Here is a 12,310-nt window from a genome sequence, read left to right on the forward strand (position 1 = left end):
GCGGCCTCAAGCGCAGGACGGAAAGGGTACTCCCAAGCGCCGCCGCAAGGAAAAGCCTCAGATCCCGAGCATGCGCCGATTGGCCGCCTCGTCGGTGCCGGCGCCGGCGAAATCGTCGAAGGCCTTCTCGGTGACGCGGATGATGTGGTGCCTGACGAAGTCGGCGCCCTCGCGCGCGCCATCCTCCGGATGCTTCAGCGCGCATTCCCATTCGACCACCGCCCAGCCGGCAAAGTCGTTGGCCGCCATCTTCGAGAACACCGCGCCGAAATCCACCTGGCCGTCGCCGAGCGAGCGGAAGCGGCCGGCCCGGTTGACCCAGCCCTGATAGCCGCCATAGACGCCCTGCCGTCCGCTCGGGTTGAACTCCGCATCCTTGACGTGGAACATGCGGATGCGATCCTTGTAAATGTCGATGTTGTCGAGATAGTCGAGGCACTGCAGCACGTAGTGCGACGGGTCGTAGAGCATGCAGGCGCGCGCATGGTTGCCGGTGCGCTCCAGGAACATCTCGTAGGTGATGCCGTCGTGCAGGTCCTCGCCCGGATGGATCTCGTAGCAGATGTCGACGCCACAGTCCTCGGCGTGATCGAGGATCGGCGTCCAGCGCTTCGCCAGTTCGTCGAAGGCGGTCTCGACGAGGCCGGCCGGCCGCTGCGGCCAGGGATAGACGAAGGGCCAGGCGAGCGCGCCGGAAAAGCTTGCCATCGCATTCAAGCCGAGGTGCTTCGAGGCCGTCAGCGCCAGCTTCACCTGCTCGACCGCCCATTGCTGCCGTGCCTTGGGATTGCCGCGCACCTCCGCGGCGGCAAAGCCGTCGAAGGCCTCGTCATAGGCCGGGTGCACGGCCACGAGTTGGCCCTGCAGATGCGTCGACAGCTCGGTCACCTCGACGCCGTTTTCGCGTGCCGTGCCGGCGAACTCGTCGCAATAGGCCTTCGAGCTCGCCGCCTTCTTCAGGTCGATCAGCCGCCCGTCCCAGCTCGGCACCTGCACGCCCCTGTAGCCGCAATCCGCTGCCCATTTGGTGATCGCGTCCCAGGAATTGAACGGCGCCGCATCGCCGGCAAATTGCGCAAGAAAGAGCCCTGGCCCCTTGATGGTCTTCATGTCTCGTCTCCTCGTTGGACGTTTTGCCGGACGATTGGAAGGCGTCTCCAGAACCCCCTGAGGCACAAGGCGACGGCATTTCTGGTTTTCCAGACGGGCCGGCCAGGTAGCGCAGGTGGCCTGTTGCGCTCATGCGCAGATAGAAGTCGATGCATATTGGTGGCGGCCCGCGCCAATTGCGGGCCGCCCGTTGCTTCAGCTCCGGATCAGAATGGCGAATCCGGGAAGTAGAAGTCCTTCGCATTGTCTTTGGTCACGAGCGTCGCGTCGATCGTGTAGACGCCGCGGACCGGAACCTGGCCGTAGAAGTTGGCGACGGTCATCTCGAGCGCGGTACCGACCATCGCCGGCGGATAGAGCACGTCGACCGGGATCATCTTGTCGCCGTCCATGACCTTCTTGATCATCTCCTTCGAGCCGGCGCCGGCGACGACATACTTGATATCGGTACGCTTTGCCTGCTCGATCGCCTGCAGCACGCCGACGGCCATGTCGTCGTCCTGGCACCAGACGACGTCGATCTTCGGGTACTTGGTCAGATAGTCCTGCATGACCTTGAAGGCATCGTCGCGGTTCCAGTTGCCGTACTGTCGGTCGAGAACCTTGACGTCCGATCCGTCGATGCCCTTGTCGAAGCCGTCCTGGCGCTGCTGGTCGATCGGGATCGGCAGGCCGCGGATGACGACGACTTCAGCATCCGGTGTCGTTGCCTTGATGTATTCGCCAGCAACCTGGCCAAGCGCCGGGTTGTTACCCGCGACATAGAGATCGCGCACGGAGTTGTCGTTGACGCTCGGCGCACGGTCGACGAGCGCGACGAAGGTCCCCTTGCCCTTCACTTCCTTGATGGCATTGACGAGCGGATCCGGATCGGTGGGCAGGATCACGAGAGCGTCGATGCCCTGTGTCTTCGAGGTCCTGCACGGCGTTGGCCTGGCTTGCCGGGTCGGGCGAAGTCTTGACGATGACGTTGAGCCCCGGATTGCGCTCCATCAGGATCTTGGCGACCCGCTCGGCATGGAAGACCACGCCGGCCGTCCAACCATGATCGGCTGCCGGAATCGAGACACCGATCGTGACCTTCTTTTCCTCCTGCGCGTGCGACACGCCAGCAAGTGCTGTCATGGCCGCGAGGGTCAGGCCGAATAGCTTATTACGCATTAAGTTCCTCCCAAAATATCAGGTCAGCCTGTTGCAGGCCGGGAGACCTGTGGACCCGGCCGTCTCACGATTTGCGCACCAGCGAGCGCTGGACGAGCATCGCAATGATGATGATCGCGCCCTGGATGGCGCCGATCAGGTATTCGCTGATGAAGTTGGAAAGCAGCATGATGTTGCCGACCAGCTCGAGGATGAACGCGCCACAGATCGTGCCCCAGACACGACCGGCGCCGCCTTTGAGCGCCGTGCCGCCGACGACGACAGCGGTGATCGCCTGCAACTCCCAAAGGATGCCGGTCGTCGCCGACGTCGAGCCGAGTCGCGGCACATAAAGGAGGACGGCGGCCGCCACGCACAGGCCCTGGATCACGAAGGCGACGGTGCGGACGCGGTTGACGGAAATGCCTGAATAGCGCGCAACGTCGCGATTGGAGCCGACGGCGACGACGTGCCTACCGTAGCGCGTGCGATAGAGGATGAAGGCCGCCACGGCAGTGACCGCGAGGATGACGACGATCGGAACGGGAACGCCGAAGATGGTGCCGAAGTACGCGGGACGATATATCTCCTGGAGTTCCGGTTCCTTGAGGGTGATTGCGCCGCCTTGCGACAGCCAGGTCGTCAGTCCCCGATAGATGCCCATCGTGCCGAGCGTCGCGATGAAGGGCTCGATCTTGCCGACTGTGGTGATCAGACCGTTGGTGAGACCGCAAAGCGCGCCGGCGACGATGGTGAACAGGACCGCCGCCAGAAGCATGAGCGCCGGATCGGCAATCACGCCGGAGTTCATGAAGAGGATCATCAGGCTGGCAATGAAGGCGACCATCGCCCCGACCGACAGGTCGAGATCGCCCGACGAAATCACGAAGGTGGCGCCGACCGCGATGATGGCGATGAAGGCGCTGCGGGTGGCGACGTTGGCGAGGTTGTTGATGCTGATGAAATTGGGATTGACCAGCGCCCCCACCAACAGAAGCAGCGCCAGCGCGACGAATGGCGCCACAGCCCTGAGATCGATGTCACGCCAGCTGCGGCGGCGAATTACGCCCTGACTGCCTTCCTCGTTTACGCTCATATCCAATTGAACCTCCGTCCCATCCGTCGGGAATCTTATTGTTCTCGGCATCTGCGCGGCATGCGCCGCCGCGACCTCAGGCCGCCGCTTTCTTCTTCAAGCCTGCGGCGTAGCGCATGATCTCCTGCTCGGAGATCTCGTCGCCCTCGAGGATGCCGGCGATGTGGCCCTCGCGCATGACGACCACGCGACTGCAGAGGCCGATGACTTCAGGCATCTCAGACGAAACAACGATGATCGAGCGACCGTCGCGGGCGAGCGCGGAGATGAAGTGATAGATCTGCTGCTTGGTGCCGACGTCGATGCCGCGTGTCGGCTCATCGATGATAATGATGCTTGGATCGGTCTCCATGACCTTGGCAAGCAGCAGCTTCTGCTGGTTGCCACCCGACATGCGCCCGGCAACGACGCTGTCATCCCGAACGCGGATGTCGAAACGGCGGCGCGCCTTGACGAGCGCCGCTTCTTCGCTTCCGGGATCGAGGTAGCCGAGCCGGGTGTGCCGGTCGAGCGATTGCAGCGTCAGGTTCGCCATCATGCCGGCATCGAGCAACAGCCCCTTCGCCTTGCGGTCCTTGGTCATGTAGGCGAGACCGGCATTGTTGACCGCATGCACGTCCCCGGATGAAACTGGCTGGCCACGAACGAAAACTTCGCCGGCCACGCGGGGACGCAATCCGACGACCGCCTCCATCAATTCCGTCCGCCCCGAGCCGATCATCCCGGAAAAGCCGAGGATTTCGCCCCGGCGGACCTCGAAGCTCGCATCGCGAACATATCCGGTCGAAAGCCCGTTGACCCGCAGCACGACCTCCTCGTCGATGTCCGGTTCGGTCTTGGCGGGATAGAGGCTCGACAGTTCCCGGCCGACCATCAACTGGGCGATCGCCTCTCCATCGAGGATGGAGGTCGGCGATGTCTTGATCCATTGACCGTCGCGCAGCACCGTTACGCGATCGGTGAGTTCCATGACCTCATCTAGCTTGTGCGACACGAAGACGAAGCTCGTTCCCTTCTCGCGCAGCTTGCGCACCAGCCGGAACAGGAAGTTCGTCTCCTCCCGAGAGAGCACGGCGGTCGGCTCGTCCATGAAGACGACACGCGCGTCCCGGCTGATGGCCTTGGCGATCTCTACCATCTGTTTTTCGGCGATCGACAGCGAGCCGACCATCGCATTCTCGTCGACATGAGAACCGAGGAGATCGAGAACGCGGCGTGTTTCCGCGCGCATGAACTTGCGATCGAGCACGCCGAACCTGGTCACCTCGCGGCCGAGAAACAGGCTCTCGGTGACGGTGAGATGTTCGGCAAGATTGAATTCCTGATGGATGATGACGATGCCGAGTGCTTCGGCCGCGCCGTTTGCCGGAAGTTTCACCGACTTGCCGTCAAGCAGGATCTCGCCCGAGGTCGGTTGCTCAAAGCCGGACAATATCTTGACGAGCGTGGATTTGCCGGCGCCATTCTCGCCCATCAGCGCGTGGATTTCGCCCTGGCGCAGCTCGAAATCGACGCTGAAAAGCACCTGCACGCCGCTGAAGGACTTGCTGATGCGGCGCGCAGACAGCACGACGGGCGCCCCGTCGATAACCTCCGTGGTCATATTCCCCTCCCTGCGGCCTCCACCGCCTTTTCCCATGATGTAAACCTTTACATCGGCCAGTGTAAAGGTTTACATCATGTTTGTTCGACAATTTTTTCGGCTTGCGCGTTTGACCGCCCGGCAAGTCTGTGTAGTGTCTCGCAACAAAGCCCGAGGCCAGCCGAGTGTCCGATTCCCCCCCGCAACCATCGAAGACGTCGCACGGATCGCCGAAGTGTCGATCGCGACGGTCTCGCGGGCCATTCACATGCCGGAGAAGGTTGCCAAGTCCACGCGGCTGAAGGTCAATCAGGCCATCGCACTGACGGGCTACACCACCAATGCGATGGCGCGCAGCCTGAGGCTCGGCCGGTCGAACATGATATTGGTGGTGGCGCCCGATATCGGTGACCCGAATTTCTCCAGCATTCTTGTCGGCCTCGAAAACGAAGCGCGCGCCCATGGTTACGGCGTGCTCATCGGGCATACCCAGAATGATGCCCAACGTGGATTGGAGTACCTGAAGTTCTTCAATTCGAACCAGGCGGCCGGCCTGATCCTGTTCACGGGAATTCTTCCTTTCGGCCACCAGGAGGTGACGCCACGCCTGCCGCCGACCGTCGGCGTTTTCGAACCCGTGTTTAACGGAGGCGTTCCCTATGTCGGTGTCGACGACATCGAAGGCGCGCGCAAAGCCGTTGATCTTCTCATATCCGAGGGGCATCGACGGATCGCATTCATCGGAGACTCACATACGCGCCTGGCCTATAGCCGTCGTCGGTCAGGGTACGAGGCCGGGCTTGCTGCGGCCGGCATCCCCCCGAACCGCCGCCTTATCCTCGAAGGTGATGGAACCGTGGAAAGTGGCAGGCTGGCGCTGGAACAGCTTTTCATGCGCGACGATCTTCCGACTGCCTTCATGTGCGTCAACGATCAGACTGCCCTTGGTGTTGCTCTCGGCCTCAAGGCGCGCGGCTACGACATACCGGAACACTTTTCAGTCACCGGCTTTGATGACGTCCCGCAAGCCAGTTTCATGACCCCTTCCCTGACCACGATCCGCCAGCCACGTACCGCCATCGGCAAGCACGCGATGGCACTGCTTCTCGAAATGCTTTCGGACCGTACCCCCTCCGAAACGGAGATCCTGCTGAGGCCCGACCTGGTGGTCCGCAACTCTGTTGGGCCACCGCCGACACGGCGATGAAGGATTGGGTGCGAGTGCCAGGCTACTCGGAGAGCGGCCACCTACCCGGAAATCTAGGTCGCGATTCTGTTGCGCGTCAGCATGATGATATCACGTAGCCATCGATGCATCGGCGAGTGATGCGAGCGGTTGTGCCACAGCATGTGGAAGACCATCTGCGGGAACTCGATCGGCGACTGGCGGACGACAAGCGGGAGAAGAGCCGCAAAGTGGCTGCCGAAAATCAGGTCCGACTGCAGCAAGAGGTACAGTGCGGTCATGTTGCTCGCGGCTCTGGGGCTGGGTTCGGCTACGGCGGTCGGCATCGCGCTCATCAACTTTGTCGCGAACCTCGCCGGCGTCGGCGCTCCCTGTCTCATGGGCTACCTGAAGGCGCCGCTCAGTTTTTTTATAGTTTTTTTTCAACGCAATGGATGAGATGCCGTCGCCACTCCGTATATGCGGGTATGGATTCGAAGAAGGGCGCCTTTGATGTTATTGGGCAGTTGGCTGCGCTGAGGCGCTATGCGCGCTCGCTTGCGCGCAATTCGCCGGACGCCGAGGATCTCGTTCACGATGCGCTGGTGAGAGCCTATGAGCGACGCTCGACGTTCCGCTCTGGGGCAAGCCTTAGAAACTGGCTCTTCGCCATCGTTCGCAACACGCATATCGACCGCGTGCGCTCCGCGATCTCTCGCGGCCAGCGCGACGACCAGACGGCGCAGGAAGCTGCATCATCCTACCCGGCCCACCAGGAACATAGCGTGCGGCTCGCTCAGGTCCGCGAAGCGTTCATGATGCTTCCCGAAGAGCAGCGCGAAGCGCTGCATCTCGTTGCGGTCGAGGACCTCTCCTATCAAGAGGCTGCCGACATACTCGACATTCCCGTCGGGACTCTGATGTCGCGCGTCTCCCGGGCAAGAGCGAACCTGAGAGATTTCGAGAGCGGAACGAAAAGGCCCAACCACCTGAGGCTTGTCGGAGGCGATCATGACTGACGTGGACGCGATAATCGATACCGATCTCGATGCCTATGTGGATAACCAGCTCGATGCGGCGGGGCGGCTGCGGGTTGAGACCTGGCTCGCCAGGAATCCGGATGCGGCGGCGCGTGTCATGGCCGACCTCGGCATGCGAACCACGCTCAAGCTGGCGATGACGTCGGATGTCGTTGCCGCACGCCCCGAGACGCGCGAGGCCGCCCGCCGCCTTTCGTCGGGACTGGCGAATGCGCGCGTGTGGAACGCCATGCAAAAGGTCGCCGCAGTCGGGTTGATGGTCTCGGTGGGGTGGATTGCCCATTCGTCCGTCGGCCCGAGCGAAGTCAATGCCTCGGCCCATCCGCCGGCTTTCGTGGAGCATGCGATCCGCGCGCATCAGACCGCGCTCGTCAGAGCGGGAATGCCGTCACAGCCGGAAGCGCAGACCTACGACCCGGACGACATTCGTGCGGCGACCGCCATCGTCATGCCGGAGCTTCCGAAGGATTGGAACGTCGTCGATGTCCAGGTCTTCCCCTCGGATTTCGGTCCCAGTGTCGAGACGAGCGTCAAGACCGATGCTGGCGCAGTCATATCACTCTTCGCCGGCAGGCCGGGGTACTTCGCGCTCGAGCCTGTGAAGGACCTCAATCTCTCCAGTGCCGAGGCTGCGTGGTGGCAGGTCGGCGAGGTCGCCTATGCCGTCGTCTCAAGTACGCCTGGCATCGGCCTCAGCGATGAGGCCGAGTTACTTAAAAACTCACTATACTGAACTGAGGAAACCTACATGTATTCGAACCAGAACCGCTTTGGCGGCATGAGCCAGGCTTCTGTCGCTGCCCTCGACGAGGGCCTTCGCCAGCATATGCTGCGCGTCTACAACTATATGGGCCTCGGCCTCGTCGTAACGGGCCTTGTGGCGTTCATCGTCGGCACCACGCCGGCGCTCTATGTGCCGATCTTCTCGACCCCGCTGAAGTGGGTGGTGATGCTGGCTCCGCTCGCCTTCGTCTTCTTCTTTTCCTTCAAGATGCATTCGATGTCGGCATCGTCAGCGCAGATGATCTTCTGGGCTTTCTGCGCCGTCATGGGGCTGTCGCTCGCCTCTGTCTTCCTCGTCTTCACCGGAGCCAGCATCGCCCGCACCTTCTTCATCGCCGCCACCATGTTCGGCGCGACGAGCCTCTACGGCTATATGACGAAACGCGACCTGGCGAAGTTCGGTTCGTTCCTGATCATGGGCCTGATTGGCGTGATGATCGCCTCGATCGTCAACATCTTCCTCGGCTCGAGCGCTCTTCAGTTTGCCGTTTCGGTGATCGGTATCGTCGTCTTCGTCGGCCTGACCGCCTGGGACACGCAGAACATCAAGGAACAGTATGCCGACAATTTCGACCAGGAATCGCAACAGAAGCTCGCGGTTTTCGGTGCCCTGTCGCTCTATCTGAACTTCGTCAACATCTTCCAGCTGCTGCTGAATTTCACCGGCGAGCGCGAAAGGTGATTGTCGTAGATATGGGCCGACCGTTGCTCCACGCCGGCGGGCCCTATTTCTTGGTGACATGGACATCCGCCGAACCAGCGCGAAGGCGCGAGCTTCGGCGGCTATCCCAAGCGGTCGTCCCGCTGGACGACCGCAACACCGGCAAGGTCAGGCTCAGGGCGCTGTAAGCGGTTGCGTGATCAGGCCAACGCTACGGCATCGGCAACGATCAATACTCATCGCAGTCCGGAATGACCGCGGAGCGTCTAAGATTTGTCCCGGGTCGCCCGCAACAGCTGCACCGCCATCAGCTAGACCCACATGTCATCGGACACGACCTCCCCGCAGCCGATGAGCAGAGCTATGGGTCAGCGCTCGCGCTTCAGAACGAACGCGGCGCTGGATCCAGCAGCTTCACATTCCCGGAGGTAACCTGGTAAATCGCGCAGGTTCGCTCAACGGAGCCGTTCCCCGCGAATCGGAAGGCTGCCGCCGCGCCGATGAAGCCATTTGGAGACCGAAGGCTCTCCTGCGTGATGGCGGCTTCGCCCTGGCTGCGCACGAGGCCGGCGGCAAGCGCGATCACATCGAAGCCGTAGGCCGCATCGGCGCCGGCGGCGCGCTCGTACCGATCGAGATAGCGCGACGTCATGCGTGAACCGTTTTCCGGACCGAACAGGCAGAGATGGCTTCCCGAAAGTTCGGGGCGCTTGTAAGCGGCATTCTCCCATCCGGAGCTGCCGACGACCATCGCGTTCGGTTTCAGATAGCCGTTGGCCTTGAGCTGCGACAGCGCGCCGACATCTGGCTCGCCCGAACCGATCAGGAGCACGCCATCGGTATCTTTGAGCTTGGCCTTGGAGGCCGCGTCGCCGGTAAATGCCGTGGCGCCCGTTACAGCGACGAGGGCCGGTTTGATGCCATATCCGGCAAGCCCGCGATCGAGCCTTTGTCGCTCGGCGGCGGAAACATCGCCCGGCAAGAGCACGACGAGCCGCTTGCGGCCGGACGCCACCGCGTAGGAGGCCCCCTCAACGGCACTGTCGATGCGGTCGGACACGAAAGCGAAAGTGCCCCCCGGCCGCTCGGCGCCGTTGCCGCGCAGGACCAACAGCGGCGCGCCAGACGCGCCGAGCCCCTGGCGCACGGCGCTGACAGGCACGTCGGCGATCGACACCGCGACGAGCGCGACCTTTTGGCCGGCGAGCCGCTTTGCCGCCTCCTGGATCTGCTGTGGTGAACCGTCGGTGTTTTCGACCAGCAATGAGAGCTGGCCGCCGCCGACCTCATCGATGGCGAGCGACGCGCCGTCTCGGATATCGCGTTCGCGCACGGTTTCGCCCGACGGAGCCATCAGGGCGGTGATGAGCGCGATGCGTGTTGCCCCACTGCCGAAGGTTTCCTGTGGCTTCACGGCGTGCTCGGCCGCGCGCCTCGCGTGCCTCGCCTGAGGCGATTCCACATCAAGCACGTCCTGGGGCGTGGGCGCGCCCTGGCAGCCTGCAAGCGTGCCAAGCGCAAGCGCGCCGAGGACTAGCCACCGCCGACAGGACGACGCCCGCCTGGTCGGTGAAACGACAGCCTGGGACATGACGATCAAACCGCCAGCCTCAATTCATGTAGTTCCGCATCTTGGTGTAGAAGCAATCGCACTTGGAGATGTAGTCCTCGTCGCGCCAGTTGGATTGCAGGTAGCCATAGGCCTTGCCGCAGGCAACCTTGGTCTCGGATGCCCAGACGAAGGTCGGCCGGGTCGACGAGATCCAGTGCGGGTCATCGGCGACCGCGATCGCCTCGTCCATGCGCGACACGACCTCCTTGGTCAGGGTCGAGACGTCCTGGTCAACGGTGAGCGAGGATTGGCTGGCTTCTGCGCACTGCTGCGCGGGTGGCGCATAATCCACGATGAGATCGGCCGCGAAACCTGAAACGGGTATCAGAGCGACCATCGCTCCCACCAGCATGCTTCTGATCATGAAAACATTCCCCCTGGAAAATGCGGTTCCCGGATGATTACCGAGAACCGCTGAACTGTCGAGATCGATAAGATGCTAATGAACATCTTGTGGCGTTTTCGTCCCATTTTCGTTGAACAGAACCTTCACCACATCGGACGAGACCTGGAAGTTCTCCAGAACGGCGACCGTATGCCAGGTGCCACCGCCAGCGCTGCCGTCCGTGTCCACCTGCAGGTTGGCATTGCCACCACCTGCGTCCTGAACGCGTACGAAGTTGTCTTGCAAGGCGGTTCCCGACGGCAGGTTGCCCAGGAGAGCTGTCAGATCGACGGAATCACCTTCGGCGTATTTGTAATCGGTGATGACGTCATCGATACCCGGGAGCAAGGAATCTGAGTCGATCACGAAGGTGTCAGCGCCGGAGCCACCGGTCATGTGGTCGGAGCCGGTACCGCCATTGAGGAGATCGTTACCGAGACCACCGTAGAGGGTGTCGTCACCAGCCCCCCCGTAGAGCGTATCGGCATCATTGCCCCCATAGAGCGTATCATCGCCGACGCCGCCGAAAAGCAGATCGTCGCCGTCATTGCCGTAGAGCGTGTCATTGCCCGCACCGCCCATGAGAACGTCGTTGCTGCTGCTGCCGTTGAGGGTGTCGTTGAAATCCGAGCCCTTAACGCCTTCCATGTTCTTGTAGGTCTCGTTACCCAGGCCGACGCTCGTAAGGTTCACGAACGCGTCGGAGCTGCTTTGGACCAGCGTAAACGTGACCGGCCCCGTTGCATCGGACAGATCGAGCAGATCGACGCCGCCGCCACCGTCGATCTTATCGTTCCCGGTACTCGCATAGATGACGTCATTACCATTACCAGCGCTGAGGGTGTCATCGCCGACGCCGCCATAAATGACGTCATCCTGTACGCTTCCCGTGATGATATTGGCCGTCGTTTCGGACCCATCGGAGACAAATGTTAGTGTGGACGAATTGGAAAGGTCACCATCCTGATCGCGTCCGGTAATTCCGAAGGTTAACGTCAAATCCGATGCTGCAACCGTTTCTGTATAACTTACCGTCTTGAAGGCTAGGTTAATGTCATTTTGTGAACCGGTTTGGTCCAGTCCAAGAACCTCTACATAGTTGAATTTAAATCCAACATCCGTTGGTAAGATAGTGACGCTAGTCTGCCCTGAAACAACGGTCTTGGTTATAATCGCTTGCTGCCCGTTGTCGCCCTTAATCGTGAACTGGAGTACGCCCTTGTTAGATACCGTTCCAAGCCCAAGCGATATGGAAGAGACGTAGCTGTCGAAGTCGACCTTAAATCTCTCTCCGACACTGAAAGCAGTATTCCCGATGCCAAACTCGCTGCCGCCCGTGGGGGAAGTATTTGCATTGAATTCGGTCTGCCCTTGATTGCTGTTCAACGCTGTAAATGTCGCGAAACCAAAGTCATAGCTGCTGGTTGGGCTATTTCTGAACTGGTTCGCAGCCTCGATTGTAACAGGCGTTCCAGGACGTTCTTTCAGTTGCTCTAGTTGATAGGTCCCGTCAGTGTTCGTCGTCAGACGATATACGTCAGCGCCCAAATTGTCCTTGATCAATACCTGGCCAGTTCCTGTACCGGACGCAGTCCAGCTGGTTGGCAATCCGTTGACGCTATCGATCTTGTATACCGCAATGCCATCCGCCCCTGGCGTCGCATTGATCAGGCCCTCGAGAGCGCCGACGCCGTTAGCCATATACGCAGTGCTGATCGACTGAATACTCGGTACAT

Annotated in this window: 11 protein-coding genes and 1 pseudogene; 4 read left to right on the forward strand and 8 right to left on the reverse strand. The window is 61.3% G+C overall.

What is annotated here, in order from left to right:
• Positions 1-57 precede the first annotated feature (57 nt).
• The 4 genes and pseudogenes from AC1Z3V_RS13275 to AC1Z3V_RS13290 all read right to left on the reverse strand — a co-directional run bounded on the left by AC1Z3V_RS13275 (position 58) and on the right by AC1Z3V_RS13290 (position 4,949).
• Positions 58-1,110, reverse strand: coding sequence for a sugar phosphate isomerase/epimerase family protein (locus AC1Z3V_RS13275; RefSeq protein ID WP_483499466.1), 1,053 nt, complete (start codon positions 1,108-1,110; stop codon positions 58-60).
• Between the two features lie 206 nt (positions 1,111-1,316).
• Positions 1,317-2,271 (reverse strand): annotated as a pseudogene (locus AC1Z3V_RS13280) (substrate-binding domain-containing protein).
• Positions 2,272-2,335: 64 nt separating this feature from the next.
• Positions 2,336-3,346, reverse strand: a complete 1,011-nt coding sequence (locus tag AC1Z3V_RS13285) for an ABC transporter permease (protein ID WP_334198779.1) — start codon at positions 3,344-3,346, stop codon at positions 2,336-2,338.
• Positions 3,347-3,422: 76 nt separating this feature from the next.
• Positions 3,423-4,949 (reverse strand): sugar ABC transporter ATP-binding protein, encoded by a 1,527-nt coding sequence (locus AC1Z3V_RS13290; protein WP_483499468.1) that lies wholly within the window; start codon positions 4,947-4,949, stop codon positions 3,423-3,425.
• A gap of 133 nt (positions 4,950-5,082) precedes the next feature.
• On the opposite strand from AC1Z3V_RS13290, the gene AC1Z3V_RS13295 reads away from it, so the two are divergent.
• Positions 5,083-6,135: a LacI family DNA-binding transcriptional regulator gene (locus tag AC1Z3V_RS13295; protein WP_483499668.1), complete on the forward strand. Its 1,053-nt coding sequence runs from the start codon at positions 5,083-5,085 to the stop codon at positions 6,133-6,135.
• A 53-nt stretch (positions 6,136-6,188) separates the two neighbouring features.
• On the opposite strand, the gene AC1Z3V_RS13300 is transcribed toward AC1Z3V_RS13295, so the two are convergent.
• Positions 6,189-6,395, reverse strand: a complete 207-nt coding sequence (locus AC1Z3V_RS13300; RefSeq protein WP_483499469.1) for a hypothetical protein — start codon at positions 6,393-6,395, stop codon at positions 6,189-6,191.
• A gap of 186 nt (positions 6,396-6,581) precedes the next feature.
• On the opposite strand from AC1Z3V_RS13300, the gene AC1Z3V_RS13305 reads away from it, so the two are divergent.
• From AC1Z3V_RS13305 to AC1Z3V_RS13315, 3 genes are read left to right on the forward strand one after another with little or no spacing between them, the layout of a single operon-like run.
• On the forward strand, positions 6,582-7,112 hold the full coding sequence (locus AC1Z3V_RS13305) for a sigma-70 family RNA polymerase sigma factor (protein WP_483499471.1): 531 nt from the start codon (positions 6,582-6,584) through the stop codon (positions 7,110-7,112).
• Positions 7,105-7,866: an anti-sigma factor family protein gene (locus tag AC1Z3V_RS13310; protein ID WP_483499473.1), complete on the forward strand. Its 762-nt coding sequence runs from the start codon at positions 7,105-7,107 to the stop codon at positions 7,864-7,866. The genes AC1Z3V_RS13305 and AC1Z3V_RS13310 overlap by 8 nt, the downstream gene beginning before the upstream one ends.
• A 15-nt stretch (positions 7,867-7,881) precedes the next feature.
• Positions 7,882-8,598: a Bax inhibitor-1/YccA family protein gene (locus AC1Z3V_RS13315; RefSeq protein ID WP_483499475.1), complete on the forward strand. Its 717-nt coding sequence runs from the start codon at positions 7,882-7,884 to the stop codon at positions 8,596-8,598.
• 361 nt (positions 8,599-8,959) lie between these two features.
• On the opposite strand, the gene AC1Z3V_RS13320 is transcribed toward AC1Z3V_RS13315, so the two are convergent.
• The 3 genes from AC1Z3V_RS13320 to AC1Z3V_RS13330 form a co-directional block, all read right to left on the reverse strand.
• Entirely contained in the window at positions 8,960-9,991 is a 1,032-nt protein-coding gene (locus AC1Z3V_RS13320; protein ID WP_483499476.1) for an ABC transporter substrate-binding protein, read from the reverse strand.
• A gap of 196 nt (positions 9,992-10,187) precedes the next feature.
• Complete coding sequence (locus AC1Z3V_RS13325) at positions 10,188-10,553, reverse strand: hypothetical protein (RefSeq protein WP_113538824.1); 366 nt, start codon at positions 10,551-10,553, stop codon at positions 10,188-10,190.
• Between the two features lie 75 nt (positions 10,554-10,628).
• The coding region (locus AC1Z3V_RS13330; RefSeq protein ID WP_483499478.1) for a calcium-binding protein at positions 10,629-12,310 on the reverse strand (1,682 nt) is incomplete at its 5' end.

The sequence above is a fragment of the Ensifer sp. 38_S197 genome (genome assembly GCF_056924495.1).

Bases quoted from the DNA above. Each gene is read 5' to 3' on its own strand.
- AC1Z3V_RS13290 (WP_483499468.1), bottom strand. From the start codon at position 4,949: ATGACCACGGAGGTTATCGACGGGGCGCCCGTCGTGCTGTCTGCGCGC.
- AC1Z3V_RS13315 (WP_483499475.1), top strand. From the start codon at position 7,882: ATGTATTCGAACCAGAACCGCTTTGGCGGCATGAGCCAGGCTTCTGTC.
- AC1Z3V_RS13285 (WP_334198779.1), bottom strand. From the start codon at position 3,346: ATGAGCGTAAACGAGGAAGGCAGTCAGGGCGTAATTCGCCGCCGCAGC.
- AC1Z3V_RS13300 (WP_483499469.1), bottom strand. From the start codon at position 6,395: ATGACCGCACTGTACCTCTTGCTGCAGTCGGACCTGATTTTCGGCAGC.
- AC1Z3V_RS13275 (WP_483499466.1), bottom strand. From the start codon at position 1,110: ATGAAGACCATCAAGGGGCCAGGGCTCTTTCTTGCGCAATTTGCCGGC.
- AC1Z3V_RS13325 (WP_113538824.1), bottom strand. From the start codon at position 10,553: ATGATCAGAAGCATGCTGGTGGGAGCGATGGTCGCTCTGATACCCGTT.
- AC1Z3V_RS13305 (WP_483499471.1), top strand. From the start codon at position 6,582: ATGGATTCGAAGAAGGGCGCCTTTGATGTTATTGGGCAGTTGGCTGCG.
- AC1Z3V_RS13310 (WP_483499473.1), top strand. From the start codon at position 7,105: ATGACTGACGTGGACGCGATAATCGATACCGATCTCGATGCCTATGTG.